The sequence below is a fragment of the Sporomusa malonica genome, assembly GCF_900176355.1.
GTDB classification, from domain to species: domain Bacteria; phylum Bacillota; class Negativicutes; order Sporomusales; family Sporomusaceae; genus Sporomusa; species Sporomusa malonica.
In genome coordinates this window covers 186,992-205,149 of the sequence record NZ_FWXI01000002.1, presented here as the reverse complement: position 1 = coordinate 205,149, position 18,158 = coordinate 186,992, and the positions used below count along the sequence as shown (strand labels likewise).

Below are 18,158 nucleotides of genomic sequence, written 5' to 3'. Positions count from 1 at the left end.
TTACCGTGCACCGCTTGCCAATGCTAATCCCTTCACTGCCACCGCTCCAGCCTGTTTGAGTACCTTGGAGCACTCTTCCATAGTGATCCCGCTGGTAAGAATGTCATCAACCAATAGAATACTCTTCCCCACAACAGCTTCAGGGCGCGTTACGGAAAACGCGCCCTTACTGTTTTTCCGCCGCTCTTTGAGACTGAGCTCCCATTGGGGAGCCGTTGGTCTTATTCGAACCAGGGCATCCAGCCAGAAAAGCCCCTGCCGTGCTGCCCAGGGTTTGAAGATAAGGACCGTCTGATTGAAGCCACGCTCCTTTAGACGGTCCTTATGGAGCGGCACAGGTACTACTGCATCAATTCCCTGATAGCGGTTAGGACCTATGGCGTAGTCCAGCAGCTGGCTCAGCCGTTCGGAATGTTTAGTGGCGTGACGAAACTTCATATCACGAATTAACCGCTGGACAGAACCAGTATAGTCGGCAACTGCCATACATTCGTCCAGCGCAGTCAGGTTGTGAACAGCCAGAGCTACCTGACTAACCTTGGCAATTCTCGCCATACAGTCCTGACACCAGCCACGGCCGTCTAGCCACTTGCGGCAAGCCGGACAGCGCTGGGGAAAGAGGAGCGAGAGCATAGCCTCTAGCCAATCTTTTAACATAGACCTTCGCCCCTCAATCGTTCAGCCAGCAGTGAATAGCGGCGGCGTGTCCTGTCACTCATGACGGCTGTGCTCAGCGACGCCCGCGTACCCAGCAGGATCACGCGCTCTTTAGCCCTGGTAACAGCCGTATACAGCAGATTGCGCTGTAGCATGATGTGATGGCCTGGCGTAAGTGGCATGACAACAACCGGATACTCACTGCCCTGGCTTTTATGAACGCTCATCGCATAGGCCAAGGTAAGCTCGTCATGTTCACCTTTGTCATAGACAACATCGTCTTCCGGATACCGTACAAGCACTTTTCCGTCGGCAATAGCCACAATATAGCCGATGTCGCCGTTAAATACCTTTTTGACATAGTTGTTGCGAATCTGCATAACCTTGTCGCCTTCGCGCAGTACCTGGGTAACACCCTGGATAAAATCCTTACTTTCGTCTGGCGGATTAAGTGCGGCCTGCAGCAGCCTGTTGAGATTCTCGACACCACAGGGCTGACGATGCATCGGCGACAATACCTGCACCTCACGCCAAATGTCAAAGCCCTCTTGGGCAAGCTCGGTCTGGCACAACTCAACAACCGCTCTCGCTGCCGCTTCACTGTCTGCCATTTCGCGGAACTGAAAATCAGCGCTGCCACACTCAGGTGCACGCCCCCGGTTGATGCGGTGGGCATTAAGCACAATCATACTTTCACCAGCCTGACGGAACACCTCGGTCAGCCGCACTACGGGGATGGACTCTGAACGAATAATGTCTTTGAGCACCGATCCTGGCCCCACAGCCGGTAGTTGGTCTACGTCACCGACCAGCACCACCCGGCAGCCGTCAGGCACAGCCTGCAGAAAACAGCTCATTAACAGCATATCCATCATTGAGGTTTCATCGACAATGACAACATCAGCATCAAGCGGATTGTACTCGTCCCTGGCAAACATCGGCTCCTCGTCAACCCCGCCCCCGGCCTCCAGCAGACGGTGGATGGTCATGGCCTCCCGGCCGGTCGTTTCGCTCAGCCGCTTAGCCGCCCGCCCAGTGGGCGCACCCAAAACAATTTTACCCCCCTGCTGTTCCAACAAGGATAAAATCCCACGCACAGTCGTTGTTTTCCCGGTCCCAGGCCCGCCAGTCAATACCAGAACGCCATGTGCTAACGCCGCCGCCAGGGCCTGTCGCTGTGCCTCTGCCAGCGTAACCCCGCCTGCCGCCTCCCATTCGTCGATAAGTGCGGCGCTATCCACTCCTTCAATAGGCTTAGCATTCTCCTTAAGCCTCAGCAGCCGTTCGGCCACTGCCTTTTCTGCCCGGAACAGGTAGCGTGGATACACTAAGGTCATGCCATGAAAGTCCTCAGTATAGAGTTTGCCAAGCTTAATCTGCTCGCTGACAACACGGGCGATCTCACCTTTGTCAATGTTGAGCAGCTTGGCAGTTTCCTCTGTCAGTGCTTCTTCTGGCACACAGCAATGTCCAGCCTGGCCGGTTTGTAAGAGAGCAAACTGGACCGCAGCTGCCAGCCGTGACTGGTGATCCTTGTCAAAGCCTACCGCCATGGCAATCTGATCAGCCGTCCGGAAGCCAATGCCTTTTACCTCCTCGGCTAACCGGTAAGGATCTGTCTCGAGTACGGCTACCGACTCAGACCCATAGCAGGCAAAAATCCGGGCCGCATACGCCCCGGTAACACCATGCATCTCTAAAAACAGCATGACCTCTTTAAGCTCAGCCTGTTCGGCATACGCTTGGCGAATCTGTTCTACCTTTTTGCTGCCAATGCCCTCTACCTCGGCCAGCCGGTGCGGGTAAAGTTCAATAATCTCCAGTGTCCTGGCGCCAAAATGCTTGACCAGCCGGGTGGCCATCGCCCGGCCAATGCCTTTAATCGCCCCAGAAGCCAAAAACCGTTCTATGCCCTGCTCTGAAGTGGGCGCTATCCGCCGGCAACTAGTTGCTCGATACTGCCGACCGTAACGGGCATGCTCAACCCAGTCACCAGCTAAAGCCACCTGCTCACCGACCAGCGGCGCAGGAAAGCTGCCAGTGACAGCCACTGCCTTGTTTTCACCGTCCGGCTTCAGGCGAAATACAGTAAAACTGCCGTCATTTGACTGGAAAGTTATATTCTCAACAATTCCTTCAAGTTTGTTATCCACAGTACTAACTCCCAAACATATGTTGCTTTTTCTTATTCGCAGTGCCTGTAGTAAAGTCCTGCATATTTTTTTTGCCAGCCTTGCAGGATTTTCGTCAAAAGTGGAGTACTATAAACATGAATACATTAATAGTTACATTAATTTACATTTTGTGAGGCATGTAAATCATGAAAGAGAATATGTACACCTATCATTACTTTCAAAACCGAGCCGTTCAGCGTCCGTCACGCACTGCCAATTATGTCTTCCATGTGGTGCTTTTATCCTCAACTGCGTATATTGCGACCACGCTAGTTTATCTCATTAAGTAGCAAACACAGCAAACGCCCTGTTTACATTCATTCTGTAAACAGGGCGTTAACTATTTGGCTGATTACAACCTCTCGGCAATAATCTTGGACAAATCATTAATGCTAGCTGCTAAGGTTTCGAGCCGCCCCTCAATGCGAACCAACAGGTAAGCTGCCACTACCATGGGGAAGCCGTAACTCGAACAATAGCTAAGCAGTTGTTCCATATGACCTCTCTCCTTTCATACCTGATACTACAAAGCGCCCCAGCCTAAAGCCGGAGCGCCTTGCCATAGGTTATACCAATGCTACAGTCTCACGGCTGCTGACACGGGCCTCTACCTTTTCTGCCAGCGCGCTGCCTTTGATAACAAAGATATTCTTATCGATCACGTCCTGCATGACAGCCTGCGCCTGCGTCAGCGTCAAATCATCCTTCGGATCAGGCAAATTTAGACTGACCTCGTTGCCTGCCGCAGTGCGGAACACCATCTCCAGTGTCTTAGTCATTCATCATCCCTCCTTTCCTGGTTTCTCACTTTCCCTAAGCCGCTTACTGATTAATGAGATTGTTCACGTCTTGGCGAACAACGTCCACCAGCGTGTGCTTCTGCAGACCACTCAGCCCTTCAGCTACAGCGAAAACATCACCATCAGCCGCGCCGGGCTTAACGTTAGCGAACGTCCGGAGACGGTATACCGGAGTACCGGTTGCGCTGACGCCAGTCTGCACCTTGAGAACCACTTTGCCGCTCTGCGGCACTTTGATTACTGCCATGCTTATCACCTCCTAACACTGTCATACATTCCGGCTAACTCTTTTTTTAAACGGGCCAGCCCACGCTGCCGCAAACTATATACTGCCTGAGGCGAAACGCCCAGTTCGGCAGCCACATCAGCCAGCCGTGCCTCGCCCATCAGGGTCTTGACTACAGCCAATTGCTGCTTTTTCGGCAGAGCAGCCAGAGCTTGCCTGATCACGGCAGCTGTAGAATTCGACTCAACTTCGCCTTCAACATTACTGGCTGAGGCTAATGTATCAATAAAACCAGGTGCTTCACTATCTTCGTTACCTATACCACCCGCAGCCAGCGGCAGCTCCTGCTGCCAGCGCCGCCGCTCCCGCTTAAACAGATTCCACACCGCAAACTTAACCCGACTCTCAACATAGCCGGCAAAGCGTACACCAGCCGCCTGGTCATAACTTTGCACAGCTGCCGCCACTGCCAACCACCCTTCGGCAGTGGCTTCTTCCTTTATCCCTGTCAAATGCGGCTGATTGGCATACTTTTTCACCAGCCCGGTAAACCGCTGACATACCTCGGCAAAGGCCGCACTGCCACCGTTTCCAGCTTGGGCCTCCAGTACCAATTGTTCTAAACTCATTTATCCTCACCTGTCGGTAAGGAACCGGTTCCTCTAAATTAGCGCTTGCCTAAAGAGTAGCACCACCGGTCAGTTAAAAACAAAAGCCAACCTGGCCCAGGTTAGTGCCTGAGCCAGGTCGGCTAGATAAGAACGGACGCCACGCGAGCGTCCGTTTGAGTAATATTGTATACGTACCAAAGCCAAATCGAAAAGCGAGATTGCCACTTCATCAACCTTTACTCCCCTGTTACTTCCATCCACACCCCATACTTTTCATCAAGCTCTGCCTGCCGTTCAGCGTAGGCATCTGCCAATTCGCGACTGAGCACAGCATCGGCGTGGCTGTCTGGGTCATTGAGCTTAGCCTCAAGGGTAGATAGTTCCTGTTCTAAAAGAGCAATCTCTTCTTCCAGTTTTTTGACGAGACGGGCGGTATCAGGTTTGCGCCAGTTGTTGGCCGCTTTGGCGCTGCCGGACTGAGACGGGCGGTCCTGCTTGCCGGCCTGCTTTTTCTCGGCCGCAATTGCCTGGCTGGCCGCTTGGGCTGCCGCCTTTTCCATAGCCGCTTTCTTATCGCGGTAATAGCTGTAGTTGCCCGCATACTCGGCCAGTTGCCCGCCCTCAAGTTCAACCACGCGGTTAGCAACTTTATCAAGGAAGTAACGGTCATGCGAGACTGTCAGAAAAGTCCCCGGGAAGTTCATAATGGCTTCTTCCACGGCTTCCCGGGCTGAGATATCCAGGTGGTTTGTCGGCTCGTCCAGAATGAGGAAGTTGGCCCCTGTCAGCATAAGCTTTAGGAGCGCCAGCCGCGCCTTTTCTCCACCGGAGAGATCGCCTACCAGCTTGTATACGTCATCCCCCCTGAACAAGAAGGCGCCCAGGTAGTGCCGCGCCCGCTCCTCGCTGAAAGCGAACTCGTGCATAACTTCATCAAGAACACTATTGCTATCTGTCAGTGTCTCATGCTCTTGGGCAAAGTAGCCCAGCCGCACCCGGCTGCCCAATTTAACCTTGCCGCTTGTCTGTGTTAATTCCCCGGTCAAGAGCTTTAAGAGCGTCGTCTTGCCTGCCCCATTAGGGCCGACCAGCGCCACACCATCGCCGCGACGGACCAACAGTGACACACCGGTAAGCACCCTTTTGTCACCATAACCTGCCACTACTTCCCCAAGCTCGGCCACCCGTTCAGCACACTCGGCAGGTGGATTAAAGGTGAAAAAATCAAACCCACACATATCCTCCGGCCGGCTGAGCCGTGCCAGCCTGCCAAGCTGACTCTGCCGTCCCCGCGCCTGTTTGGATTTGATTCCCGCACGGTAACGGTCGATATAGGCCTCAGTCTTAGCAATGTATGCCTGTTGCTTGGTATAGGCCTTTTCCTGGGAAGCTAGTTTCTCGGCCTTCTTGTCCAGATACACGCTGTAGTTGCCATCATAATCGGCAATCATACCACTTTCTATCGCTAATATCCGCTCAGTCACCTTATCAAGAAAGTAGCGGTCATGGGAAATGACGAGCACAGCCCCCGAATACCCTAACAAAAAATCTTCCAGCCACTCCACCATGCCTAGGTCAAGATGGTTTGTCGGCTCATCAAGAAATAAAAAGTCAGGCTGGCGAATGAGTGCCCGGGCCAGGCAGATACGTGTTTTTTGCCCACCGGAAAATTCGTGAGTCAGGCGTGTCAGGTCTTCTGCCGTAAAGCCTAAACCGAACGCCACCCGGCGCACAGTATTCTCCACTTCATACCCGCCGCCCCGCTCAAACCGCTCAACAGCGTGCGCGTACTCCTTCATCAGTTTATCAAGGCACTCTTGATCTTTCTCACAGGCAATAGCGGCTTCCAGGCGGCGCATATCCTCCTGCCATCCGAGCACATCGCCATAAGCACTCACCAGCTCGTCATACAGCGAATTGTCACCCAATGCAGTATCCTGTTCCACATACCCCACCCGCTCACCAGGAGCCAGCGCCACATGGCCGCTATCCGGCTTTTCGAAACCCAAGAGACAGCGCACCAGCGTCGTTTTACCTACACCATTTGGCCCGATGAGGCCAACCCTTTCCCCGCGCCTGATTTGAAAATTAATATCTGAAAAAATATTTTGTATCCCATAGGCCTTACTCAGGCCGCGAACTTCCAATAAACTCATGTGTACCCTCCCTGTCTGCACTACTATTGTACATATTAACAGCAGCAGACACAAGTATGAGATTGGATCCCTATTGCCAATAAAATACTTTTCTGTTAATATTAAAATTATTATAGAACATACGTTCGAAATCGTAGGAGGTACTTTACCATGAGCCAATCACTGCCCGCCTATACGCGTATCGCCGCCATTCTGCCGTGTTACAGCGCCGTAGGCGACAGCACTACCATAATCTCAGCCGATGGCAGCACAACTACTCTTACTTCCCGTGTCCGTGCCGTGATCCACCGGCTGGCCAGAAGCCGAGCCATTGATCTTACGGCACTGAGAGCCAACACCAGAGCCGCTACCGAGCGAAAAAATCTTGAACCGCTGCCACTGGCTCCAGGCCTTGTCCTAGTTCCGGTCAAAGTCCGTCAGCCGCGGGTAGCCGGCGACACAACCACAGGCTATGTCAACTTTCATACCGTCACAGCCGTATGTGTGAGCAAAAATAAGCCTTACCAGGCAACAATCACGCTGTCTGGTAAGACTGAGATCCCGATACTCTGGACTGCTGCCACCGTGAACCGGCAACTGGCGCTTGCCCGCCTGGCAGCCAGTACAGCCCTTACCAGCCAACCGTTAGCCGCCAATGCCTTTCATGAAACCTTCCCTGGCTATGCACCTGATCTTTTGACACTGGCGGTAAAACTAGTTGATGTTTTTAATGAGATATTGACTATGAAGCAGAATATGTAATAACCTCAACTCTCGGCCCTGCTGCGAACGGTCACAGCCCGCTTATGCTGCCGCAGAAGTGAAGCCACAACGGCCACAAATTCCTCACTTTTAAGGCGGCTGGTCAAATCAAGTACATGCACAACCGAACCCCGGCAGAGCGGCAGCGCCTCGGCAACCGGACGCATTGTCCGGCTGGACAGGACGACAGTGAGCGCAGGCATTTCACCGGCCAGGCGTTTTAAAATTGTTGGCGTCAAATCATCTGAGCCGCAATCGACGACAACAGCGTCGTACTCATGACCGCCGTCCTCCATCTCGTTAATCAAATACCGGATCAAGTCCTCGATTTCATATTCCATATTTCTCACCAGAACGATAAAACTAGCATCAGGCAGCTGCACCAATTCCAGCGTAATAAACCAATTCCACACATCTTTGATGACATACCACAAACCATAGAGCGCCAACGATACAATAACAATGCTCACAGAATATGATAAAAACAAATTATCCTACCCCCTTCATTTGGGATAGGATAATATATGCGTATCATATTAAAATTGTCATTAAAGCTACTCTAATACCACAATCTTATGCTTAATGGCGTACAACACAGCCTGTGTACGGTCCACAACATTAATCTTACGAAAAATATTAGTCAGGTGATTCTTTACTGTCTTTTCACTTAAAAATAGCCTTTTAGCAATCTCCTGATTGCTCATTCCCTGCCCGATCAGTTGCAGCACCTCAACCTCCCGGTATGTCAGGCGTTCCTCCTTACGGCGTTCAAGCATTGCCGTAGTTTCATGCCTTCTGTCTTCCTGCCGCGAAATCTCGCCAAACAACCGCTGCGCCAGTGTCGGGTAAATAAATGACTGACCATCAAATACCGTGCGGATAGCCTTGACCAGCATGCCTGGTTCAATATCCTTCAAAAGATACCCCACCGCCCCAGCCTTGATAACCTCAAGCACATAGCTCTCATCATCATGCATGGTCAGGATAATGACTTTTACTGCCGCATTCGCCGACTTTAGCCGCCGGGTTACTTCAAGCCCGTTCATCCGCGGCATATTCACGTCAAGTAAAATGATATCAGGTTTAAGACACTCCACCTGTTTAATGGCCTCATCCCCGTCAGCCGCCTCACCAAGCACCAGTAGATCAGGTTCCAAAGACAGCACATTCTTGATCCCCTGCCTCAGGAGTGCATGGTCATCGACAATTAAGAGTTTTATTGGCAAAAAAGCTCACCTCCTGCTGGGTATAGTGTAGAATAATCGCGATAATATGTAGAAATCATGTTATGTCTAGACATTCGCTGTTCTTAGGGATTTTCCTGCATGAATAGCTTTCCATTTATTGAGGATAAGACAAAGGTCCTGCCGTAGAGCAGGACCTTTGTCTATTGTGCTTACTACATTCCTAATTTAGTAAGCAACTTTTTAAAAATACCATTTTTTTTGCTCGATGGTATTAGCTTTATTTCAAAAACATCTACATCCTGACTATCAATAATGTTCTTGGGATTAATAGTCAGAATCTGCCGAGCTTTTTCCAATCCAATTAATCCAACAATTTTTTCTGCAGTTGTCGATAAATCGGGGTTACGATTCCGAGAACTATGCGCATCAGAGCCAATACAATGCACCATGTCCCTAGCGAGAAAAAACTCAGCCATTTTCATGCTGCGTTCACCCATACGCCCCATAAGACTAGAGCCATTGACCTGAGTTAAAACTCCCCGTCTTATCCATTCCACCAATATTTCCGGATCTTTTGCAAGCACCGGATGTCGCTCTGGATGAGCCAATATTGGGGTAATACCGCGAGCCTGTAAACTGAAGAAGAATTCTTCGGTAAATCCTGGTATATCTATAGCCGGTAACTCAACCAGCAGATAACGGCCACTGTTAATACAATAAGCCCCCGGTTCCTTAACAACATCTAAAATATCCCGGTGGATAGCAACCTCACCACCCGGATAAATAGGTATATTCAAGCCGAACTTTTTCCCTTCTTGTTTAAGCAAATGACATCCATCAATGATTTGCTCCCAAGAAGGCAACCACTTTCCCTCAATTACATGCGGAGTAGCCACTATAGCCTTTGTACCATTTTTTTGAGCAATCTCTAACATTTTTAGCGAAATATCCAAGTCTTTCGCACCATCGTCAATTGCCGGGATAATGTGACAATGCAAGTCTAGCATCTTTCGTAAAATCTCCTTTTAGCAGTAACTCCAAATCTAAGTTTAGCTCTGTATATTTGCTTTGTCAATGCGTGAATCCAATAAACAGATACACGATCACCTTAATATCGACATTATATTCATTTGTATTAAAAAATTCCTTTTTTACTAAAGGATTTATTTTACATACGGTGAAATAAACATAGAGTATAAATTAAGAAAGGACGTTGTTATGATTTCAAAATTATTTAAATGCGCGGCGGTAGGTGCTGGTTTATCTTTAGGACTGACTTTATTTAGTCCTGTATATTCAACCTCAATTACTTGGGCGTCTGCACAACAACCCCAACAACATCAAATATCGCCCGACATTCCTCTCCAGAGTTATGTTTATGATTATCTGGACAAGCTTGATGGCCTTGGATATCTTAAAGATATGCAGACAGGCACAAAACCCTATACCAGATTACAAGCGGCCCGGTGGGTTGAGCAGCTATCGGCAGCGACTAAAGAACAGCCACCCCTGCCTAAATATGTAGAGAGTATGCTGCATCAACTACAGGTCGACTTCCAGCAAGAACTGGATTTCTTAAACGGTAGTAAATTCAGCCCCTCACTAACTGTCAAAGAAATAACGATTAAGGAAACATATTATGACGGCGATACACTGCCGCAACACCGTACTGATTCTACATATCAGCCCTTAAATATTAATAATGATGGACATCGGCTTTCCCAGAATCTGAATCACGAACTATCCCTGCGAGTGGAAGGTACTCTTAATGACCATTTAGTAGTTAGTGCTACTCCAAAGTTTACTTACGGTGATGATACTCATAGTGATACACAGCTAGCTGCAGGATATATAAAAACAAATATCAATAATGTTGAATTTCAATTGGGTAAAAAAGCTGTTTGGTGGGGGCCCGGAAACCGGGGAGGACTAATACTAACGAACAACGCCCAACCGCAAACCAGCGTAACAATCGGTAATGTCGATCCTGTAACCCACAACGGTTTACTTAAGTTTCTTGGTCCAACTAATGTAAACGTTATTTATTCAGAATTGGAAGATAACCGGCAGGACGTGAAATCTCCTTCTTTTTTTGCTGCCAGAACCGATTTTACCCCCAGTAAGAACTTTACTTTCGCTTGGTCGCTGGCCTCAATCGTAGGCGGCGAAGGTAAATCCCTTTCGGGAAGCGATTATCTCGATTTTCTTACCGGAAAAAATGCAGCAACAGATGACAAATGGAACTCAATTGCCGGATTTGATTTTCGCTGGCGTATGCCTCAACTCGGGGGTATACAACTCTATGGTGAACTCTATGGCGAGGACCAGGCTATGGCGCTAATCATCCCGACACCGTCGAAAGTAGCTGAAACATTGGGGGTATATATTCCCCGGCTATCGGCAGACGGCTCATGGGATGCCCGCCTCGAATATGCCCATACCACGAACGTCTGGTACAACCATTCAGCCTATACTGACGGCTACACATATAAAGGCGATATTATGGGTGATGCCATGGGGCATGACGCAAACAGATACTACGCCAAAATATCGCACTATAACGATAATGGCACCAGCTTGTCATTAAACCTGGAAAATGTCACACAACATCGTAGCGATCCTTATCCGCAAAAAATTACGGCTGCATGGCTGGCAACTAAGATTAACCTTGATACTAATACCTTTCTTAATGCATCCGCCGGTGTCGCACAAATAAAAAACAAAGGGTATCAAGCAGGAGTTAGTGACAAAAATTATTTAGTTGGTGTTAGCCTAACTAGATTGTTCTAAATTTTTTCGTCTATTTAACTTCTCAGTGAATTAGCTTAACTAGTAAAAGGGCTGTCTCAAAATAGGTTGTTTGAACCTATTGAGACAGTCCTTTTACTAATCGGCCTTACCTGTCTTTGGCTGTCTTTTTGAGGCAATAAGAATAAACCCAACAGCTGCAGTTACATCCAATACCACATCACCAAATCGGCTGCTCCGCCCCAGCGTAAACCCCTGGTGAAATTCGTCAATCAGTGCAAATATAGTTATCACCATTACCGCTTTAGGTACCGATCTATTCATGGCCCAGTATAGCGCAATTCCAAGAAACCCGAATAAAACTATATGCCCAAGCTTATGGAGAATATAGTCAGGATGCGGACTAATACTATAAGAAAAAAATCCGGTAGTACCCCATTTTATGGTATGCTGCTTAATCCATACACGCAATTCAGGAGATATATTTTTATTGAAAAATACCAGATCAGGGATATTGGATAATACCGAGATAACTATCATTAGGCCAATAACCAGGTAACTGTAACGTATTACCATTATTGTTGCTCACCTTTATCCGCTAGCTCTTTTACACATCATATCCTAATTCACCCGGTGACATCCAGAGTCTTTACAACTTTTCGAATTTCTGTAGGTAATCGTTTAGCACTTTCGTAAACTTTATCAGCTACTTCAGGATCGTAGGTATGCGAAGTTAGATTTCGGTCTTCTAACATTTCAAACCAAATGTCGATATCCTCAATATATCCAATCTCAAACGCACTTCTTAGTGCCTGTCGCGGTGAATTAACCTCTACGCCCTCAATTTTTAAAGCTTTTTTTAACACTTTCCACGATAATTCAAAGCAATATTCGAAGCGCTGAATTGTCGCATCTCTGACAATTATAGAAAAAGACTCTTGTAGCACTTCCTCTAAAGTAACAACAGCTTTAATTAGCCGGTTCACGAGAAAAGAGAGTTCTTCTTTTTTTGTTTCCATACATCTCGCCCCCCTTGCAGCGCAATCCTTACAAATTGCGGATTAAGAACTGAAAAGTTGACTAAATCCACCCGTGCTGGTATGGGCATTTCTTCCAGTTCATCTTTTAGATCCATCAAGATCTGTGACGGGATTGTTTCATCAGTATAGTACCCTACGTCATAATCAGACTTCTCGTGAGCCTTACCAGCGGCACGGGAACCAAATAAAAATACGTCAGCATCTACCTGTCCAAACGCACGTAAAACACTTCGCTTTATTGCTTCCCGCTCATGATAAACGGTAACTCCATCCTCAGCCAAAACCCTATATCCCTGGCGCTTAAACGGCCGCCATTCATCCCTGCGCAATCGTGGATGGTTAGTAGAGAGACGAATAAAAGTAGCTGACAAACAGGCTCACCTCCTGCCAATCTAGACTGATATAACTATATTATACCAAATAGTCCCAAATGAACTTACCTTTCAAAGATGGTTTTTCCAACACTCTCAATATGATTTTGTAATTCCTTATGAGTAGAATGCGTATAATCCACAATATCAAAAAAATATGGCAGCGGCCCTTCTTCTTCCAATTGGTAATGCAAACGTGCTATAGTGGAAAAAGAAATGTCCTCGCCAAAAATGGCAATATCTATATCTGAACCGGCTTTGTAGTTTCCTTTGGCTCGCGAACCAAAAACAACCGCCTTTTTTATCTCGGGGAAATCTTCGAGCCTGGAAATAATATATACCAAATCGGCATCTTGAAGCCCACACTCCACTTTGCTCACCCAACTTCTGAATTTTTTGGAGACTATCCTATACCAACTTCTTCAACTCATCCAGCAAAGCCCTAAGTACAGGATAATACTTCTCCCTAATTAGTCCCTCGGCTTCCTGCGCTGCGCTTTCATCATATGTATGCGCCATCAAATTTCTTTTTTCAAGCGCGTCAATCCACACGTGACCCTGTTGAACCAACTGAATCTGAAAGGCTGTTTGTATCGTCTGCCGCGGACTCTTCACAGCGAAACCCTGTGCTTCTAAATAGTCTTTCGTCGTTTTCCATGCAAGCTCAAACGTATATTCAAAGCACTGTATCAAGCCCTGTACTTCAAACTTATTTAATTCAGGCTTTTCGATAAACTCCGTCAATTGAGCAACTGCCTTATTAAAATTAGCAAATCGTTGTTTCCATCGAATATCCTCAGTATTGGTCCTACACATCGGCAAACACTCCAATCACCGCTAAGTTCCTAAGTTTTCAGACCTACAACTCCATAAGTCCATCTTGTTAGTCTTCCAGAATTTATAACGCAATTCTGTTGACATAAGAACGACTAAGGCTTCTGCCGGCGTCCTGAAGGACTTGGCACAAGCCAAGTCTTTTCTTATCATTTTATCACTTTCACTAATTTCCATGCAACTGTCACCTAGAACCATCTCCAGTGCATATAGCTTCACGGCATTTTATAATGTGCTTGCGAAAGTCATCAGGAATCACATGCCAATCCAACACATCCACACGGAATGGCAGATCCGAATCGGCAAAAGCTTCTTCAAGCAAATGCATACAATGAATCGGTATTTCTTCTTTCCCCACAATGACTAGATCAAGATCAGAATGGGGCTTCGCGGTTAAAGCCACTCGGGAGCCAAAAGCGTAAACAGCCGCATCAGGCACATGTCGCCGCAAAATAGTCTTGACGATATGTTCGTGCCGAGGATGAATATCCATCATTGAATTTTCGCCTCAAGCCTTTCTATCAAATATTGAGCATCCTGCTGAAAATTCCGCGCAGAGGCAAACACTATGGTTGCTTTGGCATCATCATAAACATGACTGGACTGATTTCGCATCTTAAGATAATGAAACCAGACTTCCGGATCATCTAGCAGACCTTGCTCAAAACCTATGCGGAAAAGATCACGATTATTTAAGCTATCAACCTTTTCCAGCCCGTATTCCTCCAAATATCGTTTGAGAGTTTTCCATGACAATTCAAACGTAAACTCAAACCGCTGAATTACGCCATCACGCAAAACGATTTTCTCCGGCGAATGATCGGGCAGTAGATTCTGATCATATATTTCGAAAGCAATCTTTAACGCTTCCAATGCCTTTTTTAAGCTTCGTAAATCTAGCATACTGGCATCCTTTCTTTTCAAATCATCCCTATGTCTATTATACCAAATAATCCCACAAAAACAAACCGGCCTTCGCGATACAGAAATCGCTTGGCCGGTTTCGTAAGCGTCAGTAACGGCACTTATCTATTGACTATTATGATTCACCTTATAATACTCACAGTACCAATCGGCAAATCTCTGCAAGCCATCTTCTATCGTTGTTTCAGGCTTAAACCCTACAGCTTGCTGTAACAAATCAGTATCAGCGAAGGTGGCAGGTACGTCGCCGGGCTTGATAGGCTCAAATATCTTATCAAATACTACCTCTCTGCCTGCAGCCTTACTTAGGCATTTCTCCAGTGTTTCAATAAATACCATCAGCTTCTCTGGACGGTTGTTTCCTATATTGAAAACTTGATGTGGTGTTATATTTGCCCCATTAGGTGAGTTACACAAAAGCCTTTCAATACCTTCCACAATATCATCAATATAGGTGAAATCCCGATAAAGATCATTTTCAAAATCACCGTTATTGAATATCTTAATTGGCTCTCCTGAAAAATACTTCTGAGTGAAGCCGAAATACGCCATATCCGGTCGACCCATGGGACCATATACCGTGAAGAATCGCAGTCCTGTAGCCGGGATCTTATAGAGATGGCTATACGTATACGCCATCAGCTCATTTGACTTTTTCGTGGCTGCATAGAGAGAAACCGGATTGTCCACAAAATCCGATTCAGAGAACGGTACCTTTTTATTTGCTCCATAGACAGAGCTCGACGATGCATAGACGAGGTGGTCTACCGGATGATACCTACAGGCCTCAAGGATATTATAAAAGCCGATAATGTTGCTCTGAATATATACATCCGGGTTCTCTATTGAATAACGCACACCGGCTTGGGCTGCAAGATTAGCCACGATGTTTGGCTTGTACTCTTCAAAAGTCTTAGTAATCATATCCTTGTCTGAAATGTCACCCTTGATGAAGGTGAACTTCTCATAGGGTGTAAGCTGCTCCAGCCGAGCGTACTTAAGATTAACATCATAGTAGTCATTTACATTGTCAATACCAATCACATGACAGCCCTGCTCCAGTAGTCTCTTGGATAAGAAGTATCCAATAAAGCCTGCAGCTCCGGTGATGAGGTAGATTTTAGTTGTATCCACTTCGGCTACTGCCTCCCGATGGAGTAATATTCTACCCCCGCTTCTTTCATATCTTCGATTCCATAAATATTTCTGCCATCATAAACCAAAGGTGTTCTCATAAGCTTCTTATACTCCTCCGGTTTCACCGCTTTTACTTCGCCCCACTCGGTAAAGATAAAGCAGACATTTGCACCAGCTAGAGCTTCCGCCACGTTCTCAACGTACTTTATACTTCCCCTGCCGTCTTCTCCTTCTGGATACTTTCTTTTGAAATTTTCAGTGCCAACAGGGTCATACGCATAAATATCTGCCCCCTGCGCCAATAGCAAGGGTATATTTTCTAGCGACGGCGCATCGCGCAAATCATCAGTCCCAGGCTTGAAAGTCAATCCCAAAACTGCCACTTTCAGACCGTTAAAGGTAATCAATCTTTTATTGGCTTTCTTATATAATATAGTCTTCTGGTCAGTATTCACATCAATAGCAGCTTTGACTGTTTTAAGTTCATAGCCATTCTGCTTAGCCAGATACTCCAGAGCTTTGGTATCCTTAGGGAAACATGAGCCCCCATAACCGATACCGGCATTGAGAAATTTACTGCCGATACGCTCATCAAAGCTCATACCCTTTGCAACATCCTGAATGTCAGCTCCTACCAGTTCACAAAGGTTGGCGATATCATTCATATAAGAAATCTTGAGCGCCAGGAAATCATTAGAAGCATATTTAATCATCTCCGCCGACCTTCTTCTCACAGAAACTATAGGCAGATTGAACGGCTCATATATCTTCATAAGCATTTCCTCAGCCCATTTACTTTCCGTTCCGATAATGATTCTCGCTGCTTGTAGTGTATCACGCACTGCTGACCCCTGGGCCAAGAACTCTGGATTTGAGGCGACCTCCACTTTTACATCGTTGACTAGGAAGTCTTTGATAAACTGTTCAACTTTGTCATTTGTGCCGACCGGGACTGTTGATTTTACTACAACTAGGCAGTCCTTTTCTATAGTTTCCGCTATCTGCCTAGCAACTGTAGCTATGTAAGAAAGATTGGCCGAACCGTCAGGCTGCTCAGGGGTGCCTACGCCGATAAAGATAACATCTGAATTTTTATAAGCTGAGGCGTAATCAGTGGTGTAGGTTAATCTGCCCTCTGCATAGTTTTTTTGCATCAACTCTTCAAGACAAGCCTCGTAAATAGGAGAGATTCCTTGCCTCATTTTGTTAACTTTATTTTCGTCAATATCGACGCAAATGACTTCATGGCCGACTTCGGCAAAACAGACACCAGCAACTAAACCTACATAGCCGGTTCCTGCTACCGCTACTTTATACATGCATAACCTTCTTTCGCATTTAACTATATCATTCACTGATTAGTCCTACTATAGTGTTTCCGTGAATATATCTGTATGGTCTATTTGTAATTCGGAACAATTTCTGGATTTAGTATTGTCCTTACTTAAATATTTAACTTGGACGATCCTGATCTCCATCCGCTATTGTTAAATAAATATCAGGATTAGTAAAATAATTTACATTTTGACTTTCAGTTAATCCTATTAGAGAGAATGCACTTGGAATTGTACGTTGCGTAAAATCTAACGGCGAGAAATATTTCGGGAATAGTACTTCTTTATCCACGAAAAATCCACGTTCAATAAACGGTTCTGCCTTACATCCTGTAAGATTATAAAAATCTGCAAACAATACGTCTGATTGAAATGCATCGTTTATGGTAAAATCCGCCAGAAAGCGCCCCGCTACAGCATCATCCCATAAAAATTCGGTAATCCGAAAAATAGTATCACTGCTATCTTTTATAGAAATTATTCTCCATACCACTATTCCATGAATATTGTTATCCTCATCGCAAACACATCGAACTTCATATTTATACTTAGGGTGATTGATATATCGCCATTGAATAAAAGCCGAATCTCTAATAGGTCCCTTAATATTTTGCAATTTAATAAATGAATCCCATTTTTCTGAGAGACCACATTCCCAATTTATGCTCTTATAGCCAGAAACATCATAAGACGACTGTCTATTAATAATTTTAGAAATGACAACGTGTGACTGAAAGCTAGAGTTCCTCTCCAAAAATTCTTGACATGCTTTACCGTCAATTACACCTATAAGGCGCGGTAAGGTAGGAGCAATATAGCTCTGTAGCCTTTTGTAAATTCCAACAGTACGCTCATTATAGCCTTCTACTCCAATAAATTTGACGCCTTCTCCTTGTACCCAATCGAGCATACTCCGACCAACTGATTGATTTCTAAACTCCGACCTCACTAGCCATAGCGCGAGGATGCCTCCTTGAACGACGATATCCCCGGTATTAAATTTACAGGGAATCACCCCTAGCAAACCAGCAATTTCCCCGTTAATCTCGGCAAGAACAATTGACATAAGAGAATTGTCTTCTAGGAAAGGATACTGCCATTTCAATAGCTCCGCATCGCGTGAAAGTATATGCCCCTTACGCCAGTATGTGTCGATGAATCGCTGAACATCACATATCTGGTTCGTCCTAGCCCAATAAATTTTTATTGCTTCCATGT

23 protein-coding genes are annotated in these 18,158 nt (G+C 46.3%); 2 read left to right on the top strand and 21 right to left on the bottom strand.

Going from position 1 to position 18,158, the window contains the following annotated elements:
• From B9A22_RS02950 to B9A22_RS02920, 8 genes are all read right to left on the bottom strand, one after another.
• Window positions 1-657: a ComF family protein gene (locus B9A22_RS02950; RefSeq protein ID WP_084574113.1), complete on the bottom strand. Its 657-nt coding sequence runs from the start codon at window positions 655-657 to the stop codon at window positions 1-3.
• Entirely contained in the window at window positions 651-2,810 is a 2,160-nt protein-coding gene (recD2, locus tag B9A22_RS02945; RefSeq protein ID WP_245823765.1) for an SF1B family DNA helicase RecD2, read from the bottom strand. The genes B9A22_RS02950 and recD2 overlap by 7 nt, the downstream gene beginning before the upstream one ends.
• A gap of 373 nt (window positions 2,811-3,183) precedes the next feature.
• Window positions 3,184-3,327 (bottom strand): YvrJ family protein, encoded by a 144-nt coding sequence (locus tag B9A22_RS02940; RefSeq protein ID WP_084574111.1) that lies wholly within the window; start codon window positions 3,325-3,327, stop codon window positions 3,184-3,186.
• Window positions 3,328-3,397: 70 nt separating this feature from the next.
• The gene (locus B9A22_RS02935) at window positions 3,398-3,610 is read right to left on the bottom strand and encodes a DUF2922 domain-containing protein (protein WP_084574110.1); all 213 of its coding nucleotides are present in this window, start codon (window positions 3,608-3,610) and stop codon (window positions 3,398-3,400) included.
• A gap of 43 nt (window positions 3,611-3,653) precedes the next feature.
• Window positions 3,654-3,878 (bottom strand): DUF1659 domain-containing protein, encoded by a 225-nt coding sequence (locus tag B9A22_RS02930; RefSeq protein ID WP_084574109.1) that lies wholly within the window; start codon window positions 3,876-3,878, stop codon window positions 3,654-3,656.
• A 5-nt stretch (window positions 3,879-3,883) separates the two neighbouring features.
• Window positions 3,884-4,486: an RNA polymerase sigma factor gene (locus B9A22_RS02925; protein ID WP_084574108.1), complete on the bottom strand. Its 603-nt coding sequence runs from the start codon at window positions 4,484-4,486 to the stop codon at window positions 3,884-3,886.
• A gap of 69 nt (window positions 4,487-4,555) precedes the next feature.
• Window positions 4,556-4,729: a hypothetical protein gene (locus B9A22_RS25210; protein ID WP_176215362.1), complete on the bottom strand. Its 174-nt coding sequence runs from the start codon at window positions 4,727-4,729 to the stop codon at window positions 4,556-4,558.
• Window positions 4,705-6,624, bottom strand: coding sequence for an ABC-F family ATP-binding cassette domain-containing protein (locus tag B9A22_RS02920; protein ID WP_084574107.1), 1,920 nt, complete (start codon window positions 6,622-6,624; stop codon window positions 4,705-4,707). The genes B9A22_RS25210 and B9A22_RS02920 overlap by 25 nt, the downstream gene beginning before the upstream one ends.
• A 150-nt stretch (window positions 6,625-6,774) precedes the next feature.
• On the opposite strand from B9A22_RS02920, the gene B9A22_RS02915 reads away from it, so the two are divergent.
• Window positions 6,775-7,365: a hypothetical protein gene (locus tag B9A22_RS02915; RefSeq protein ID WP_084574106.1), complete on the top strand. Its 591-nt coding sequence runs from the start codon at window positions 6,775-6,777 to the stop codon at window positions 7,363-7,365.
• Between the two features lie 5 nt (window positions 7,366-7,370).
• Here B9A22_RS02915 and B9A22_RS02910 read toward each other — a convergent pair whose 3' ends face one another.
• From B9A22_RS02910 to B9A22_RS02900, 3 genes are all read right to left on the bottom strand, one after another.
• The gene (locus tag B9A22_RS02910; RefSeq protein WP_245823764.1) at window positions 7,371-7,835 is read right to left on the bottom strand and encodes a glycosyltransferase family 2 protein; all 465 of its coding nucleotides are present in this window, start codon (window positions 7,833-7,835) and stop codon (window positions 7,371-7,373) included.
• Between the two features lie 84 nt (window positions 7,836-7,919).
• A complete protein-coding gene (locus tag B9A22_RS02905) occupies window positions 7,920-8,591 on the bottom strand; it encodes a response regulator (RefSeq protein ID WP_084574104.1) in 672 nt (223 codons plus the stop codon).
• 173 nt (window positions 8,592-8,764) lie between these two features.
• Window positions 8,765-9,559, bottom strand: a complete 795-nt coding sequence (locus B9A22_RS02900) for a tyrosine-protein phosphatase (protein WP_084574103.1) — start codon at window positions 9,557-9,559, stop codon at window positions 8,765-8,767.
• Between the two features lie 211 nt (window positions 9,560-9,770).
• On the opposite strand from B9A22_RS02900, the gene B9A22_RS02895 reads away from it, so the two are divergent.
• Entirely contained in the window at window positions 9,771-11,342 is a 1,572-nt protein-coding gene (locus B9A22_RS02895) for a capsule assembly Wzi family protein (RefSeq protein ID WP_084574102.1), read from the top strand.
• A 96-nt stretch (window positions 11,343-11,438) separates the two neighbouring features.
• Here the strand turns inward: B9A22_RS02895 and B9A22_RS02890 are convergent, their stop codons facing one another.
• From B9A22_RS02890 to B9A22_RS02845, 10 genes are all read right to left on the bottom strand, one after another.
• Window positions 11,439-11,876 carry a VanZ family protein gene (locus tag B9A22_RS02890; protein ID WP_084574101.1) on the bottom strand — a complete coding sequence of 146 codons (438 nt, stop codon included), beginning with the start codon at window positions 11,874-11,876 and terminating at the stop codon, window positions 11,439-11,441.
• A 50-nt stretch (window positions 11,877-11,926) separates the two neighbouring features.
• Window positions 11,927-12,319 carry a nucleotidyltransferase substrate binding protein gene (locus B9A22_RS02885; protein WP_084574100.1) on the bottom strand — a complete coding sequence of 131 codons (393 nt, stop codon included), beginning with the start codon at window positions 12,317-12,319 and terminating at the stop codon, window positions 11,927-11,929.
• Window positions 12,283-12,711 (bottom strand): nucleotidyltransferase domain-containing protein, encoded by a 429-nt coding sequence (locus B9A22_RS02880; protein WP_084574099.1) that lies wholly within the window; start codon window positions 12,709-12,711, stop codon window positions 12,283-12,285. The genes B9A22_RS02885 and B9A22_RS02880 overlap by 37 nt, the downstream gene beginning before the upstream one ends.
• 65 nt (window positions 12,712-12,776) lie before the next feature.
• Window positions 12,777-13,091: a nucleotidyltransferase domain-containing protein gene (locus B9A22_RS02875; protein ID WP_245823763.1), complete on the bottom strand. Its 315-nt coding sequence runs from the start codon at window positions 13,089-13,091 to the stop codon at window positions 12,777-12,779.
• A gap of 28 nt (window positions 13,092-13,119) precedes the next feature.
• Entirely contained in the window at window positions 13,120-13,527 is a 408-nt protein-coding gene (locus B9A22_RS02870; RefSeq protein WP_084574097.1) for a nucleotidyltransferase substrate binding protein, read from the bottom strand.
• Between the two features lie 202 nt (window positions 13,528-13,729).
• Window positions 13,730-14,038 carry a nucleotidyltransferase family protein gene (locus B9A22_RS25205; RefSeq protein WP_217805864.1) on the bottom strand — a complete coding sequence of 103 codons (309 nt, stop codon included), beginning with the start codon at window positions 14,036-14,038 and terminating at the stop codon, window positions 13,730-13,732.
• Window positions 14,038-14,448, bottom strand: a complete 411-nt coding sequence (locus B9A22_RS02860; RefSeq protein WP_084574095.1) for a nucleotidyltransferase substrate binding protein — start codon at window positions 14,446-14,448, stop codon at window positions 14,038-14,040. The genes B9A22_RS25205 and B9A22_RS02860 overlap by 1 nt, the downstream gene beginning before the upstream one ends.
• A 126-nt stretch (window positions 14,449-14,574) precedes the next feature.
• The gene (locus B9A22_RS02855; RefSeq protein ID WP_139796141.1) at window positions 14,575-15,603 is read right to left on the bottom strand and encodes an SDR family NAD(P)-dependent oxidoreductase; all 1,029 of its coding nucleotides are present in this window, start codon (window positions 15,601-15,603) and stop codon (window positions 14,575-14,577) included.
• Window positions 15,604-15,608: 5 nt separating this feature from the next.
• Window positions 15,609-16,925 (bottom strand): UDP-glucose dehydrogenase family protein, encoded by a 1,317-nt coding sequence (locus B9A22_RS02850; RefSeq protein WP_084574093.1) that lies wholly within the window; start codon window positions 16,923-16,925, stop codon window positions 15,609-15,611.
• A gap of 133 nt (window positions 16,926-17,058) precedes the next feature.
• Window positions 17,059-18,156: a GNAT family N-acetyltransferase gene (locus B9A22_RS02845; protein WP_084574092.1), complete on the bottom strand. Its 1,098-nt coding sequence runs from the start codon at window positions 18,154-18,156 to the stop codon at window positions 17,059-17,061.
• Window positions 18,157-18,158: the final 2 nt, after the last annotated feature.